Source organism: Streptomyces ferrugineus (assembly GCF_015160855.1).
GTDB lineage: Bacteria > Actinomycetota > Actinomycetes > Streptomycetales > Streptomycetaceae > Streptomyces > Streptomyces ferrugineus.
In genome coordinates this window covers 7,654,660-7,670,168 of sequence record NZ_CP063373.1, presented here as the reverse complement: position 1 = coordinate 7,670,168, position 15,509 = coordinate 7,654,660, and the positions used below count along the sequence as shown (strand labels likewise).

13 protein-coding genes are annotated in these 15,509 nt (G+C 70.8%); 8 read left to right on the top strand and 5 right to left on the bottom strand.

Going from position 1 to position 15,509, the window contains the following annotated elements; genetic code table 11:
* The first annotated feature begins 26 nt into the window (after nucleotides 1-26).
* Both miaB and IM697_RS34200 read left to right on the top strand, forming a co-directional pair.
* Complete coding sequence (gene miaB / locus IM697_RS34205) at nucleotides 27-1,553, top strand: tRNA (N6-isopentenyl adenosine(37)-C2)-methylthiotransferase MiaB (protein WP_194039958.1); 1,527 nt, start codon at nucleotides 27-29, stop codon at nucleotides 1,551-1,553.
* A 104-nt stretch (nucleotides 1,554-1,657) separates the two neighbouring features.
* Nucleotides 1,658-2,386, top strand: a complete 729-nt coding sequence (locus IM697_RS34200; RefSeq protein WP_194039957.1) for a class III extradiol dioxygenase subunit B-like domain-containing protein — start codon at nucleotides 1,658-1,660, stop codon at nucleotides 2,384-2,386.
* A gap of 82 nt (nucleotides 2,387-2,468) precedes the next feature.
* Here IM697_RS34200 and IM697_RS34195 read toward each other — a convergent pair whose 3' ends face one another.
* Both IM697_RS34195 and IM697_RS34190 read right to left on the bottom strand, forming a co-directional pair.
* A complete protein-coding gene (locus tag IM697_RS34195) occupies nucleotides 2,469-2,738 on the bottom strand; it encodes an antitoxin (protein WP_194039956.1) in 270 nt (89 codons plus the stop codon).
* A gap of 24 nt (nucleotides 2,739-2,762) precedes the next feature.
* On the bottom strand, nucleotides 2,763-3,032 hold the full coding sequence (locus IM697_RS34190; protein WP_194039955.1) for a hypothetical protein: 270 nt from the start codon (nucleotides 3,030-3,032) through the stop codon (nucleotides 2,763-2,765).
* Between the two features lie 182 nt (nucleotides 3,033-3,214).
* On the opposite strand from IM697_RS34190, the gene miaA reads away from it, so the two are divergent.
* The 6 genes from miaA to hflX all read left to right on the top strand — a co-directional run bounded on the left by miaA (nucleotide 3,215) and on the right by hflX (nucleotide 11,452).
* Complete coding sequence (gene miaA / locus IM697_RS34185; protein WP_194039954.1) at nucleotides 3,215-4,153, top strand: tRNA (adenosine(37)-N6)-dimethylallyltransferase MiaA; 939 nt, start codon at nucleotides 3,215-3,217, stop codon at nucleotides 4,151-4,153.
* A gap of 108 nt (nucleotides 4,154-4,261) precedes the next feature.
* A complete protein-coding gene (locus tag IM697_RS34180; RefSeq protein WP_194039953.1) occupies nucleotides 4,262-4,765 on the top strand; it encodes a hypothetical protein in 504 nt (167 codons plus the stop codon).
* A 46-nt stretch (nucleotides 4,766-4,811) separates the two neighbouring features.
* Nucleotides 4,812-5,681, top strand: a complete 870-nt coding sequence (gene dapF, locus IM697_RS34175; RefSeq protein ID WP_194039952.1) for a diaminopimelate epimerase — start codon at nucleotides 4,812-4,814, stop codon at nucleotides 5,679-5,681.
* 300 nt (nucleotides 5,682-5,981) lie between these two features.
* The gene (locus IM697_RS34170; protein ID WP_194039951.1) at nucleotides 5,982-8,153 is read left to right on the top strand and encodes a RelA/SpoT family protein; all 2,172 of its coding nucleotides are present in this window, start codon (nucleotides 5,982-5,984) and stop codon (nucleotides 8,151-8,153) included.
* Nucleotides 8,154-8,268: 115 nt separating this feature from the next.
* Nucleotides 8,269-9,780, top strand: coding sequence for a M1 family metallopeptidase (locus tag IM697_RS34165; RefSeq protein WP_194039950.1), 1,512 nt, complete (start codon nucleotides 8,269-8,271; stop codon nucleotides 9,778-9,780).
* Nucleotides 9,781-9,958: 178 nt separating this feature from the next.
* Nucleotides 9,959-11,452, top strand: coding sequence for a GTPase HflX (hflX, locus tag IM697_RS34160; RefSeq protein WP_194039949.1), 1,494 nt, complete (start codon nucleotides 9,959-9,961; stop codon nucleotides 11,450-11,452).
* A 75-nt stretch (nucleotides 11,453-11,527) separates the two neighbouring features.
* On the opposite strand, the gene IM697_RS34155 is transcribed toward hflX, so the two are convergent.
* The 3 genes from IM697_RS34155 to IM697_RS34145 form a co-directional block, all read right to left on the bottom strand.
* Nucleotides 11,528-12,754 (bottom strand): trypsin-like serine peptidase, encoded by a 1,227-nt coding sequence (locus IM697_RS34155; protein ID WP_194039948.1) that lies wholly within the window; start codon nucleotides 12,752-12,754, stop codon nucleotides 11,528-11,530.
* A 221-nt stretch (nucleotides 12,755-12,975) separates the two neighbouring features.
* Complete coding sequence (locus tag IM697_RS34150; RefSeq protein ID WP_194039947.1) at nucleotides 12,976-14,196, bottom strand: trypsin-like serine peptidase; 1,221 nt, start codon at nucleotides 14,194-14,196, stop codon at nucleotides 12,976-12,978.
* Nucleotides 14,197-14,433: 237 nt separating this feature from the next.
* Nucleotides 14,434-15,462: a GlxA family transcriptional regulator gene (locus tag IM697_RS34145; RefSeq protein WP_194039946.1), complete on the bottom strand. Its 1,029-nt coding sequence runs from the start codon at nucleotides 15,460-15,462 to the stop codon at nucleotides 14,434-14,436.
* Between the last annotated feature and the right edge of the window lie 47 nt (nucleotides 15,463-15,509).

Genomic DNA, 15,509 nt, shown 5'->3' with positions numbered 1-15,509 from the left:
TCCGCGAAGCACATACCCTGGAACGCATGACCAGCAGCAGTGACCGGAGCCCGGCAGTGGAAGCCCGCGGACATCTCACGTATGAGGTACGCACCTACGGGTGCCAGATGAACGTCCACGATTCCGAGCGATTGTCCGGGCTGCTCGAAGACGCCGGTTACGTGCGCGCGCCCGAGGGGTCGGACGGCGACGCGGACGTCGTCGTCTTCAACACCTGCGCGGTCCGCGAGAACGCCGACAACAAGCTGTACGGCAACCTCGGCCACCTCGCCCCCAAGAAGGCCGGACGCCCCGGCATGCAGATCGCGGTCGGCGGCTGCCTGGCGCAGAAGGACCGCGACACCATCGTGAAGCGGGCGCCCTGGGTGGACGTCGTCTTCGGCACGCACAACATCGGCAAGCTGCCCGTCCTGCTGGAACGCGCGCGCGTGCAGGAGGCGGCGCAGGTCGAGATCGCCGAGTCGCTGGAGGCGTTCCCGTCCACCCTGCCGACACGGCGCGAGAGCGCCTACGCGGCCTGGGTGTCGATCTCCGTCGGCTGCAACAACACCTGCACCTTCTGCATCGTCCCGGCGCTGCGCGGCAAGGAGAAGGACCGCCGCACCGGCGACATCCTCGCCGAGATCGAGGCCCTGGTCGCCGAGGGCGTCAGCGAGATCACGCTGCTCGGCCAGAACGTCAACGCCTACGGCTCCGACATCGGCGACCGCGAGGCGTTCAGCAAGCTGCTGCGGGCCTGCGGGAACATCGACGGCCTGGAGCGGGTCCGCTTCACCTCCCCGCACCCGCGCGACTTCACGGACGACGTGATCGCGGCGATGGCCGAGACGCCGAACGTGATGCCGCAGCTCCACATGCCGCTGCAGTCCGGCTCGGACACGGTCCTGAAGGCGATGCGCCGCTCCTACCGCCAGGAGCGCTACCTGGGGATCATCGAGAAGGTCCGCGCCGCCATCCCGCACGCCGCGATCACCACCGACATCATCGTGGGCTTCCCCGGCGAGACCGAGGAGGACTTCGAGCAGACCCTGCACGTCGTGCGCGAGGCACGCTTCGCGCAGGCCTTCACCTTCCAGTACTCCAAGCGCCCCGGGACCCCGGCAGCCATCATGGAGAACCAGATCCCCAAGAAGGTCGTCCAGGCGCGCTACGAGCGCCTTGTCGCCCTCCAGGAGGAGATCTCCTGGGAGGAGAACAAGAAGCAGGTCGGCCGCACCCTGGAGCTGATGGTCGCCGAGGGCGAGGGCCGCAAGGACGACGCCACCCACCGTCTGTCCGGCCGCGCCCCCGACAACCGGCTGGTCCACTTCACCAAGCCGGACCAGGAGGTCCGCCCCGGCGACGTGGTCACCGTCGAGATCACCTACGCCGCCCCGCACCACCTCCTCGCCGAGGGACCCGTCCTGGGCGTACGCCGCACCCGCGCGGGCGACGCCTGGGAGAAGCGGAACACCGCCGAGCAGGCCAAGCCGGCGGGCGTGATGCTGGGCCTGCCGAAGATCGGCGTCCCCGAGCCGCTGCCGGTGGTCACGGGCGGCTGCGCCGTCGACTGACCGGACACGCGGACTGCGGCAGGCGAAGGCACTCCTGGGTACCCACCAGTCGCGCCACTGCCTCGCGGCGTGAGTGCGGAGCACGGGGCCGTAGGCTGCGGATCATGCTTGTCGCCGCCGCAGCCTGCCCCTGCCCCCCGCTGCTCGTGCCCGCGGTCGCCGCGGGCGCCGCACCCGAGCTGGACCCCGCGCGTGCCGCCTGCACCGACGCGCTCGGCCTGCTCGCGGCGGCCCGGCCGGACCTGCTCGTCGTCGTCGGGCCCGGCGCGGAAGGCGAGCACGGGGCGTACGCCGAGGGGGCGCGGGGGTCGTTCCGGGGTTTCGGCGTGGACATCGACGTACGGCTGGGACGGCCCGGGGGCGACAAGGACGCCCCCGGGCCGTTGGAACGCAGGCTTCCGTCCTCGCTCGCCGTGGCCGCGTGGCTGCTGGAGCGGACCGGTTGGTCGGACGCCCCGATCGAGGGACTCGTGGTGGGGGAACCCCTGACGCCCGAGCGGTGTATTGAGATCGGAAGGGATGTCGCCGCCCGGGCCGAGCGGGTGGCGCTGCTGGTGATGGGCGACGCCAGCGCCTGCCGCACGCTCAAGGCACCCGGCTACCTCGACGAGCGGGCGGCACCCTTCGACGCGTCCATCGCGCGTGCGCTGGACCAGGCGGACCTGGCCGCGCTCAGGACGCTGGACACCGAGCTCGCGTACGAGCTGAAGGCCTCGGGGCGGGCGCCCTGGCAGGTCCTCGCGGGTGCCGCCGAGGAGGCGGGCCTGTCGGGCGCGCTGCTGTACGAGGACGCGCCGTACGGCGTGGGGTACCTGGTCGCGACCTGGTCGTAGGCCGGACGTGGTCGTAGGCCGCGGGAAACGGCGGACGGCCGGGGAGCCGGCAAGCTCCGCGGCCGTCCGTCGAAATGCCGTTTCAGGTGGTCGGCGGGGGTGAGTCCGACGGCGGCGCGCTGTCGCCGGTGGCCGTGCCGTCGCCCTTGTGCGCGATTCGGTCCATGGCGCCCTTGGCCTTGCCCGTGCCCGTCTGGATCTTGTCGCTGTACTTGCCCTTGGTCCGCTCGTCGACGGCCTTGGCGGCCCTGTCCAGGCCGTGCTGGACCTTGTCCTCGTGCCGCTGTGCGAAGTCGGAGACCTTGCCCTTGGCCGGGGCGAGTTTGGCTTTCAAATTCTCCAGAAGACCCATCGTTCACCTTCCCGCGCGGGGCAGCTATGTGCGGGCGCCCTCACCGGCCTCGCTGTCGGCCGCCGCGTCGGCGGACTGCTGCTTCGGGATCTCGACTCCGTCGTCGCTCTCGCCCTCGACGGACTCCGCCGGGGCCGACCGGTCCGCGTCCTCGGCGTTCACTTCGACCGACGCCTCAGCCTCTGCCGTCTCCTCCGCCGCGGGCTCGGCCGTTGGTGTGTCGGCCTGGGCCTCGGCGGTTGACGCCTCCTCCGCGGCCTTCGACCGCCGAAAAATCCGTGCGAAAACGCCCATATCCACTCCATACGTTACTCGTGCGGGCGAAATCCCGCGTCGTCCGGTGCGTCCGTTTGCGCCCCCGGGTCGCCGCCTCCACGAAACCGGCGGCGAAAACCTCGCAACAGGCAACGACCCCGCGGGTGTGCCGTCACGTAACTCGTTCGAGTCCACCCCGCGAGGTTTGCGAGACTGGGTCGGTGAGCAGTGCACCTCCCGCCCCCAGAGTCATCGCCGTCGTCGGTCCCACCGCGGCCGGAAAGTCCGATCTGGGCGTCTTTCTGGCCCGCCAGCTCGGCGGCGAGGTCGTCAACGCCGACTCCATGCAGCTCTACCGAGGGATGGACATCGGCACCGCCAAGCTGACGCCCGACGAGCGCGAGGGGGTCCCGCACCACCTCCTGGACATCTGGGACGTGACGGTCACGGCGTCCGTCGCCGAGTACCAGCGGCTCGCGCGCGAGCGCATCGACGCGCTCCTCGCCGCGGGCCGCTGGCCGATCCTGGTCGGCGGCTCGGGGCTGTACGTCCGCGGCGCCGTCGACAACCTGGAGTTCCCCGGCACCGACCCCGAGGTCAGGGCCCGGCTGGAGGAGGAACTGGCACTGCGCGGCTCCGGCGCGCTGCACGCCCGCCTGGCCGCCGCCGACCCCGAGGCCGCGCAGGCGATCCTGCCGAGCAACGGGCGCCGTATCGTCCGGGCCCTCGAGGTGATCGAGATCACCGGCCGGCCCTTCACCGCCAACCTCCCCGGCCACGACTCGGTCTACGACACCGTCCAGATCGGCGTCGACGTGGCCCGCCCCGAGCTGGACGAGCGCATCGCACGGCGGGTGGACCGGATGTGGGACGCCGGACTGGTGGACGAGGTGCGCGCGCTGGAGGCGCAAGGGCTGCGCGAGGGGCGTACGGCCTCGCGCGCGCTCGGCTACCAGCAGGTGCTCGCCGCGCTCGTCGGCGAATGCACCCTCGAAGAGGCGCGGGCCGAGACCGTCCGTGCCACCAAACGCTTCGCGCGCCGCCAGGATTCATGGTTCAGGCGCGACCCGCGGGTGCACTGGCTCAGTGGGGCTGCGGCAGATCTCACAGAACTTCCGCATCTCGCACTGGCGTTGGTCGAACGACCGGTTACAGCCTGATCACGTGATGGCATCGGGACGCTCCGGCCGTCTTCCCGGCCTCCGGCGCCATGCCATCATCGAGCTTCGATCGACCAAGTGGAGTCCGAGTTGGGAGGGCGCGTGGCGATGGAGGCCGGCCCTCGCGACACCGCACAAAGCACCGAGAACGTCACCACTGACACGGGTGAGCGGGAAACGGACGGTGACCGTCCGATCCCCGAGGGTCTCGACGAGACCGAGGGCGGCGTCACCGACGACGGTCCCGAGCCGGAGGAGATGTACGCATCCGGCCCGGAGGTCGAGGTGGAGCTGCGCCCACAGCGTCGGCTGCGCATCTGGCAGCTCGCGCCCATCGTGGGCCTGGCCGCGGTCGGCTCCCTGATGTTCGCCTTCCCGCTGGCCTTCGACTTCGGCGACAGCGGCGCCGTGATCGCCATGCTGGGGCTCCTCATCTGCTCCTGCGCGGCCGGCTGGGGCATGATGGCCGCCCGCCGCGTCGGTTACACGTGGCCGGGGCTGCCGCAGCGGGGCGCCGGGCGCCGGCCGGACTGGCGGGTCGTGCTGGCGTATGTCCTGGTCGTCGCCGCGATCGTCGTGCTGGCCGTGTGGCGAGTCGCCCGCCTGAGGTGAGGGCTCTCCTTTCGGGTCTGTCATAGCGGCACCGTACGATCGAGGAATGAGTACGCGGATCGCCTTCCTCAAGGGCCACGGCACCGAGAACGACTTCGTGATCGTCCCGGACCCGGAGAACGTCATCGAGCTGCCCCCGGCCGCCGTAGCCGCCCTGTGCGACCGCCGCGCGGGCATCGGCGGTGACGGACTGCTGCACGTCGTGCGGTCCGCTGCGCACCCCGAGGCCAAGCACCTGGCGGCCGAGGCCGAGTGGTTCATGGACTACCGCAACGGCGACGGCTCGATCGCGGAGATGTGCGGCAACGGCGTGCGCGTCTTCGCGCGCTACCTCCAGCGCGCCGGGTACGTCGACGAGGGCGACCTCGCCGTGGCCACGCGCGGCGGTGTGAAGACCGTGCACATCGACAAGGACGGTGACATCACCGTCGGCATGGGCCAGGCCCGCCTCCCCGAAGGGGACGTCACGGTGAGTGTCGGCGAGCGCAGCTGGCCCGCGCGGAACGTGAACATGGGCAACCCGCACGCGGTCGCCTTCGTGGACGATCTCGCACACGCCGGCGACCTGTTCTCCCCGCCGCCGTTCAGCCCGGCCTCGGCCTACCCGGACGGGGTCAACGTGGAGTTCGTGATCGACCGCGGGCCCCGGCATGTCGCACTGCGCGTGCACGAGCGCGGGGCCGGCGAGACCCGGTCGTGCGGCACGGGCGCGTGCGCCGTCGCCGTGGCCGCCGCGCGCCGGGACGGCGCCGACCCGGCGGTCACCGGCGTCCCCGCGACGTACACCGTCGATGTGCCCGGCGGCACACTCGTGATCACCGAGCGGCCCGACGGCGAGATCGAGATGACCGGTCCCGCGGTGATCGTGGCCGAGGGTGAGATCGACGCGGAGTGGCTGGAAACGATCGCTCGCTGAGTGATCCGCGGGCTTGGAAGCGGAGCCGTGAGCCGGTCGGGGTTGTGGGAGCAAGGGTTCCCGTGCGCCGTGCGGGTTCGAAAAAGCGAACTGCCGCTGGTCGTATGGCGCAAAACCGTAAACCTGCAAACCCTCGCTCGAATGGGTGATCCGTTTCACGCTGAGCGAGAGGCGGTCAGTCGCACGTGATGGGCTCGGTAGCATCAAGCACCGGCCCGGACGGGGGATCAAGTCGCCATCCCCTGAGCCGTGTCCGCCATGGGGTACCCCGTCCGCCGGTCCACGCAGCCGGAGGTGCCCATGAGTGCGGAGGCCACGAATTCCGCGACGCCAGGCCCGGTAGCAGGCCCTGTGCCGCCTACCGTGCCGCGCAGGAAGGCCCGCGCCCGCATCGACCTGCGCCGCCTCGGCCGGGCGGCGCTGCTCGGCCCCGCGTCGCGCCGGGGGTTGCCCGACGCGATCGGCCACGTCGTCGACGCCCACCGGGCCCACCATTCCGACGCGGACCTCGAACCGCTGCGCCGCGCCTATGTGCTGGCCGAGTCCTCGCACCGCGGCCAGATGCGCAAGAGCGGCGAGCCGTACATCACACATCCGCTCGCGGTGACCCTGATCCTCGCCGAACTCGGCGCCGAGACCACCACCTTGACGGCGTCCCTGCTCCACGACACCGTCGAGGACACCGATGTGACGCTCGATCAGGTGCGGGAGCAGTTCGGCGAGGAGGTGCGCTTCCTCGTGGACGGGGTCACCAAGCTGGAGAAGGTCGACTACGGCGCCGCCGCCGAGCCCGAGACCTTCCGCAAGATGCTCGTCGCCACCGGCAACGACGTCCGGGTGATGTCGATCAAACTCGCCGACCGGCTGCACAACATGCGCACGCTCGGTGTGATGCGGCCCGAGAAACAGGCCCGGATCGCCAAGGTGACCCGCGACGTCCTCATCCCGCTCGCCGAGCGGCTCGGCGTCCAGGCGCTCAAGACCGAACTGGAGGACCTGGTCTTCGCGATCCTGCATCCCGAGGAGTACGAGCACACCCGGGAGTTGATCGTCGAGAACGCCGCCCGCGCGGACGATCCGCTCGCGGAGATCGCCGACGAGGTCCGTGGCGTCCTGCGCGAGGCCGACATCCAGGCGGAAGTCCTCATTCGGCCGCGCCACTTCGTCTCCGTGCACCGGGTGTCCCGCAAGCGCGGACGGCTGCGGGGCACCGACTTCGGGCGGCTGCTGGTGCTGGTGAACGAGGACGCGGACTGCTACGGCGTCCTGGGTGAACTGCACACCTGTATGACGCCCGTCGTCTCGGAGTTCAAGGATTTCATCGCGGTACCGAAGTTCAACCTGTACCAGTCGCTGCACACCGCAGTCGCCCGAGCGGACGGACAGGTCGCCGAAGTTCTCATCCGCACGCACCAGATGCACCGCGTCGCCGAGGCCGGGGTCGTCGCGCTCGGCAACCCCTACGCTCCCTCGGCGGAGGAGCAGGCCGTGTCAGGCGACGGCGAGCGCGCCGACCCCACGCGGCCCGGCTGGCTGTCCCGTCTCCTCGACTGGCAGGAGGCGGCGCCGGATCCGGACACCTTCTGGTCCACCCTGCGGGAGGACCTCGCCCAGGACCGTGAGATCACCGTGTTCCGGCCCGACGGGGGCACCCTGGGGCTTCCCGAGGGGGCGACCTGCGTGGACGCCGCGTACGCGCAGTACGGGGAGGACGCGCACGCGTGCATCGGGGCCCGGGTCAACGGACGGCTCGCGACGCTCAGCACGGTGCTGCGGGACGGCGACACCGTACAGCTCCTGATGGGGCAGGACCCGGCCTCGGAGCCCTCCAGGGAGTGGCTGGAGCACGCCCACACGCCGGCCGCGCGGATCGCCATCCAGCGGTGGCTGGCCGCGCACCCCGCGCCGGGCGGCTCCGAGGCCAAGGAGCCCGGGGTGGCCTTCCGCGGGGCTGCGGACGGGCCCACGACGGAGGGCTCGGCCGTGCGGTCCGCCGCGGACGGGGCGGGCGGTCGGGCCGCCGCCAACGTCCTGGTCGACCGGCCCGGGGCGAGTGTGCGCCTCGCCGGGTGCTGTACGCCCGTGCCGCCCGATGACGTCACCGGGTTCTCCGTGCGCGGGGGAGTGGTGACGGTGCACCGCGTGGGGTGTGCCGCGGTGGCGCGGATGAAGGGTGCGGGGCGGGCCGAGGTCGGCGTGCGGTGGGGGGAGACCTCCGAGTGCCGGGTCACGCTGGTCGCCGAATCGTTCGTCCGCCCGCATCTCCTGGCGGACCTCACCGAGGCGATGGCTCTTCAGGACGCGGAGATCGTCTCGGCGACGGTCGAGCCTCCCACGCAGCAGCGCGTGCGGCACACGTACACGGTCCAACTGCCGGACGCGACGCTGCTTCCGGGGCTCATGCGGGCCATGCGGAACGTGGCCGGCGTGTACGACGTGAGCAGGGCGCAGCCGCAGACACTGGGGGCGTGAGGGCGCCCGCATCGGCTTGCGCCCATTCGCCGGGCTGCGACTCGTTCCCACCCGTTCGAGTGTGTCGGTTGCGCGTCGTCGACGTCCTGTGACTGTGTGCTGATAGCCGTGGGGCATGCTGCTCACCCCCCGTAACGAGGTTCGGCGCACTCCTCGTCCCCGCCGGCGCCTGAGGGTGCCCGCGATGGTCTCCGCCGCCGTCTCCCTCTGTCTGCTCGCCGCCAGCGCCCCCGCCACACCGCTGGGCATCGGCGACCGTCTCTACCCGCATCTGGGCAACCCCGGCTACGACGTGGCGTCGTACGACCTGTCCTTCACCTATCCCGGCAAGAACAGCCGGCCCTTGCAGGCCGTCACCACCCTCGACGCCTGGACGACCTCGGACCTGGAGCGCGTCAACCTGGACTTCGCGCACGGCAAGGTCGAGTCCGTCGAGGTCGACGGGGAGGCCGCGGCGTTCCGCAGCGCCGGTGAGGACCTCGTGGTCACGCCCTCGGAGCCGCTGTCCGAAGGCAGTTGGACACGGATCACCGTGCGGCACACCAGCGACCCCGTCTACGGGGAGAAGCGGCAGGGGGGCTGGGTGCGGACCGCGGACGGCCTGGCCATGGCCAACCAGGCCGACGCCGCGCACGTCGTGTTCCCGTGCAACGACCACCCCTCCGACAAGGCGCTGTTCACCATCCGGGTCACCGCGCCCAACGGCTACACCGCCGTGGCCAACGGACTCCCGACGGACGTGGAACGCGCGGGCGGCTCGACGACATGGACGTACCGGACCCGGCATCCCATGGCCACCGAGCTCGCCCAGGTGTCCATCGGCCGCTCCAAGGTGGTGCACCGCAGCGGTCCGCACGGACTGCCCGTGCGGGACGTCGTGCCCAGCGCCGACCGTGAGCGGCTCGAGCCGTGGCTGAAGAAGACGCCCGGGCAGATCGCCTGGATGGAGAAGAAGGTCGGGCGCTACCCGTTCGAGACGTACGGGCTGCTCATGGCCCACGCCTCCACCGGGTTCGAGCTCGAGACACAGACCCTGTCGCTGTTCGAGCGGGAGCTGTTCACCCAGAGCGCGTTCCCGAAGTGGTACGTCGAGTCGATCATGGTGCATGAACTGGCGCACCAGTGGTTCGGCGACAGCGTCAGCCCGCGCACCTGGTCCGACCTGTGGCTCAGTGAGGGACATGCCACCTGGTACGAGGCCCTGTACGCGGCGGAAACGGCCGGGCGGCCGCTGGAGGCACGGATGAAGGCCGCGTACGCCGCCTCCGACCGCTGGCGCGCGGCCGGCGGACCGCCCGCGGCGCCGAAGGCACCGGCTGCGGGCAAGAAGACCGGCATCTTCCGGCCCAACGTCTACGACGGTGCGGCCCTGATCCTCTACGCCCTGCGGCAGGAGATCGGGCGGCATGCCTTCGAGCGACTCGAGCGCCTGTGGGTGAGCCGTCACCGGGACGGGTCCGCCTCGACCGCGGACTTCGTCGCGCTCGCGGAGGAGGTCTCCGGACGCCACCTCGACGGGTTCCTGCACGCCTGGCTGTACAGCGAGAAGACCCCGCCGATGCCCGGCCGGCCGGAGTGGAAGTCGGTGGATCCCGCGAAGGCGGTCAAGAAGGCGACCAAGAAATAGGACGGTGGTGACCGAGTCGGTGGTGACATGACGGTGGTGACCAAGAAATAAAGCGGTGACGAGACGGGCCGTGCCGTGCGACCATTTCGGGGTCGGTGCGGCACGGCCCGCGGGAATCTCCCGGGGCGCTCGTGCGTTGACCCGACGTAAGTGGATTCCCGACCGACGTAAGGACCCAATGACCTCCTCTTCTTCCTTTTCCCAGGACACGCAGCGTTTCGCGCACACCTACGCCGACGGTCGCCGGGCCGATGCCCTGATGGAAGAGGACGTCGCCTGGAGCCACGAGATCGACGGAGACCGGGACGGCGACCAGCTCGACCGCTCCGACCGCGCGGCCCTGCGCCGTGTGGTGGGCCTTTCCACCGAGCTCGAGGACGTCACCGAGGTCGAGTACCGCCAGCTCCGCCTGGAGCGGGTCGTGCTCGTCGGTGTCTGGACCTCGGGGACCGCGCAGGACGCGGAGAACTCGCTGGCGGAGCTCGCCGCCCTCGCGGAGACCGCGGGCGCGCTCGTGCTCGACGGCGTGATCCAGCGCCGCGACAAGCCCGACGCGGCCACCTACATCGGCTCCGGCAAGGCCGACGAGCTGCGGGACATCGTGCTCGAGTCGGGCGCGGACACCGTGATCTGCGACGGTGAGCTCAGCCCGGGCCAGCTCATCCACCTCGAGGACATCGTCAAGGTCAAGGTCATCGACCGTACGGCCCTGATCCTCGACATCTTCGCCCAGCACGCCAAGTCCCGAGAGGGCAAGGCGCAGGTCGCGCTCGCGCAGATGCAGTACATGCTGCCGAGGCTCCGCGGCTGGGGTCAGTCGCTGTCCCGGCAGATGGGCGGCGGCAAGGGCGGCGGCCTCGCCACCCGTGGTCCCGGTGAGACCAAGATCGAGACGGACCGGCGACGGATCCGCGAGAAGATGGCGAAGATGCGCCGGGAGATCGCGGAGATGAAGACCGGCCGCGAGATCCAGCGCCAGGTGCGCCGACGCAACAAGGTGCCCTCGGTCGCCATCGCGGGCTACACCAACGCCGGCAAGTCCTCCCTGCTCAACCGCCTCACGGGCGCGGGCGTGCTGGTCGAGAACGCCCTGTTCGCGACCCTCGACCCGACCGTGCGCCGGGCCGAGACCCCGGGCGGTCGGCTGTACACACTGGCCGACACGGTCGGTTTTGTACGGCACCTGCCGCACCACCTGGTCGAGGCGTTCCGCTCCACGATGGAGGAGGTCGGTGACTCCGACCTGATCCTGCACGTGGTGGACGGCTCGCACCCGAACCCGGAGGAGCAGCTCGCCGCCGTGCGCGAGGTGATCAGGGACGTCGGCGCGGTCGATGTCCCGGAGATCGTCGTGATCAACAAGGCGGACGCGGCCGACCCGCTGACCCTTCAGCGGCTCATGCGGATCGAGAAGCGCTCCATCGCCGTCTCGGCCCGCACCGGCCAGGGCATCCAGGAACTGCTCGCCCTGATCGACAACGAGCTGCCCAGGCCGTCCGTCGAGATCGAGGCCCTGGTGCCGTACACGCACGGCAAGCTGGTCGCCCGCGCCCACACCGAGGGCGAGGTGATCTCCGAGGAGCACACCCCGGAGGGCACGCTGCTCAAGGTGCGGGTGCACGAGGAACTGGCGGCGGATCTCGCGCCGTATGTTCCGGCGCCGACCGCCTGAGTCGCCGTAGCACCGTCGAAGGCCCGCCCCCTGTCGCCAGGGGGCGGGCCTTCCGCATGGGTCAGTGTGCGTGGGTCACCGGCCGCCGTACGTCCTGCTCATGTTCTGGTACAGCGACTCGGCTCCGGCGCCCAGATGCGGGCCCGCGAGCCAGGTGTTGTCCTGCGGGCCGATCGACGTGTTGGACACCAGCGTGGTCCTGCCGTTCACCACGCGGAACCAGCCGCCGCCCGACGAACCGCCGGTCATGGTGCAGCCGATGCGGTACATCGTCGGCAGGGCCGGGCTGAGCGAGAGACGGCCCGGGCGGTCGAGGCACTTGAACATCCGCAGGCCGTTGAAGGGCGGGGCGGCCGGGTAGCCCCAGGCGCCCATCGTGCCGACCTCGGTCGCGGACGGGGCGGTGAAGTCGACGTCCAGGGCGCCGGTCGTCTCCTCCAACGACTTCGCACCGGCCTCCGGCTTCACATGCAGTACGGCGTAGTCGTACGCCGCGCCCGCGCCACCCGTCTCCGAGCCGCCCTGGATCCACTCGTTGGAGGTCGAGACCCAGTCGGCCCACCAGTTGCCGTAGGGAGCGATCTGAGTGGACGTGGCATTGCGCAGCGCCGCCTCGGACTTGCCGAGGTCGTTGTAGGCCGGAACGAAGACGATGTTGCGGTACCAGCCGCCGCTCTGCCCGGCGTGCACACAGTGGCCTGCCGTCCAGACGAGGTTGGACTTACCGGGGTGGTTGACGTCCTTGACGACGGTGCCGGAGCAGACGGCCGGGCCGTCGGGGGTGTCGAAGAAGACCTTGCCCACGGGGGCCGCGTTCTCGTGGTACGGCGTCTTCTCGGCCGTGGCCTGGACCGGCGCCGGCTCCGGGTCGCTCACGCCCTGGTCGGCGGCGGTGTCCTGCGTGGTGACCGTCTTGTTGGCCTCCTTCGCGGACTGCATCCGGTCAGGCTTCCACAGGCCCTCGATGACCGGGTTGACGAAGTCCTTGGCCTCGCTGAGCCACTTGTCCTTGTCCCAGTCCTTCCAGGCGCCGTCCTTCCACTTGTCGACGTCGATCCCGTGCTCCTTGAGCTTGTCCGCGATCGCGGCCGGAATCTCGACCTTGCCGTCACCGGCGGCGTCGGCGGCCTCGGCGGCCTCGGCGGCTTTCGAGGCGGCGGCCTCGGCCCGGTCGTTCGCCGAGTCCGCGGCTGAGCCGCCACAGGCGGTCGCGGCCAGTGCCAGCGCGGCGACGAGCCCGGTGGCGGCGAGGACGGAGCGCCGCCGACGGCGTGGATCTGCGGGCGCAGGTGTGGAACGCATGGTGCGATAACCCCCGTTGAAGCGTGATGCTGCTGTGCGCGTGTGCATGGGCTGTGCGGTAGCCGCGGTGTGGCCGTCTGCCTTCAGGCTCTGTGCGGCCCCTCGAACGCGACACCCCACTATGCCCGGGGAGTTGAGAGCGAACGGCGGTGAGGCGGTGAAGGTTTCTCCCCACCGTCCCACCGCCGTACGGTGCCGTCACCCCCGGGTTTCGGCGATCGTCACTGGCCGGCGAACTTCTCGCTCACCCCGTCGAAGATCGTCTCGGCCTCCTTGCCCAGCCGCGGTCCGGCCAGCCAGCCCGCGTCCACCGGCCCGATCGAGGTGTTGGACACGAGCGCGGGCTTGCCGTCCGAGCCGGCCGCGATCCAGCCGCCACCGGACGAACCGCCGGTCATCGTGCAGCCGATGCGGTACATGGTCGGGTCGGAGGCGCTGAGCGACAGGCGGCCCGGCTGGTCCTGGCACTGGTAGAGCTTCTGGCCGTCGAACGGCGCGGCGGCCGGGTAGCCGATCGCCTTCATGCTGTCCAGATCGGGTACGGCCGGGGCGTTGAAGTCCACCGGAAGAGCCGAACCGACCGTCTCCTCCAGCGACTTGCCGTTGCCGCCCGCCTCCGGCTTCACATGCAGCACCGCGAAGTCGTACGGGGCTCCGTCGCCGCCCGTCGGACCGCCCTGGTCGATCCACTGGTCCGAGGTCTGCGCCCAGTCGGCCCACCAGACGCCGTACGGGGCGACCTGCTCCCGGGTGGCACTCTCCAGTGCGCTCGACCCCAGGGCCTTGTCGTTGTACGACGGCACGAACGCGATGTTGCGGTACCAGCCGCCGCTCTTGCCGGCGTGCACGCAGTGGCCCGCCGTCCACACCATGTTGGACTTACCGGGGTTGGCCGGGTCCTGTACGACCGTCGCCGAGCAGACCATCGTGCCTTCGGGGGAGTCGAAGAACACCTTGCCCGCCTCGGGGGCGTTGGCGTGGTACGTGGGCGACACGGCCTGCGCGTCCACCGGCTCCGGCGTCGGGTCGGTCACGCCCTGGTCACCGGAGAGGTCACTGTCGTCGACGCCCCGGTCCGGGTCCTCGGCGTCACGCATACGGTCCGGGTCCCACAGGCCCTCGATGATCGGGTTGATGTAGTCCTTGGCCTCGCGCAGCCAGTCGTCCCGGTCCCAGTTCTTCCAGGCGCCGCCCTTCCACTTGTCGATGTCGATCCCGTGTTCCTTGAGCTTGTCCTTGATGTCGTCCGGGATCGTGATCTTGCCCTCACCTCCCGCCACGGCGGACGCGCCGGCGTCGGCACCCGCCTCCGCGTCGCCCGACTCGCAGGCGGTGACGGTGAGAACCAGCGCCGCGGCGACCGCGACCAGGGGAACCGGGGAGGTTCTGCGGCGCGCGCTCCTCCCTCGGCGGGCGGTGAACGACGGCCGTATCGATCGCATGATCTGATTCCCCCTGATGTGAAGGTACTTGGCGCCGCGGCCGTGAGCGCTGCCTCTGATCAGTCGCTGATCAGAGGCTGATCACACGCTGGTCGTGCGGGCTGTCACGGCGCGCTGGGATGGCACGTTGGAACGGCACCACACACTATGCGTTCGCTGTGGGGGAGTTCCGACGGAACGGCAACGGTTTCGCTACGGGCTGTCTGAGCAGGCAACCTGTCCGGAACACCGCCGATTTCACGTCTCCGACGGTATCCCTTGTCCGGCGCGTGCGCCCGAACCCCGCGCCCCGCCCCGCTCCTGTGCCGCGCGGTGACGGAAGACGTGGCGATACGTCTGCGGCGAGACTCCGGTGAGCCGGCCGAAGTGGTAGCGGAGGTTGGTCGCGCTGCCGAAGCCGGTTCGCCGCGCGACACTCTCGACGGCGGCGTCGGTCGTCTCCAGCAACTCCTGGGCGAGCCGGACCCGTTCCTGCAGGATCCATTGCAGGGGCGTGGTGCCGAGCGTCTCGCGGAACCGGCGCGCGAAGGTGCGCTCGCTCAGCCCCGCCCGCCGGGCGAGCTGGGGCACCGTCAGCTGCTCGTGCAGATGACGGCGCGCCCATTCCAGAACCGGTGCGAGCGTGCCGCTCGCCTTCCGCACCCGAACCGGCGACCGCGCGTACTGGGCCTGTCCGCCCTCGCGATGCGGTGGCACGACCATGCGCCGGGCCACCTCGTTGGCGACTGCGGAGCCGTGGTCCTGGCGGACCAGATGGAGGCAGAGGTCGATGGCGGATCCCGTGCCGGCCGACGTGAGGATCGTGCCGTCCTCGATGTAGAGCGAGGTCGGATCGAAGTCCACGTCGGGGAAGCGGTGGCTGAAGTCCATCGCGCTCATCCAGTGCGCCGTCGCGCGCCGCCCGTCGAGCAGCCCCGCCGCGGCCAGCACATAGGCGCCGGAACAGATGGAGACGATACGGCGGCCCCTCTCATGGGCGCTGCGTACGGCTTGCAGCAGGTCGGCGGGGGGATCGAGCTGCACGGCCCGGGAACAGGCCGCCACGACCACGGTGTCGGCTTCCGACAGCCCGTCCAGCCCCTGCGAGGTGGGCACGACCAGCCCGGCCGCCGTACGCAGCGGCCCCGGCTGTGCCGCACACAACCGCATCTCGTACCAGGGATCGACCAGATCACTGCGATCGATGCCGAACACCTCGCACGGAACGGCGAGTTCGAACGTCGGGGCGCCATCGGCCACGGCGACGGCCACAACATGTCGCTGCATGGCAGAAATTTAGCGTGCCCTGTCGTTTCTGCCGCTTGTCCGTGCTG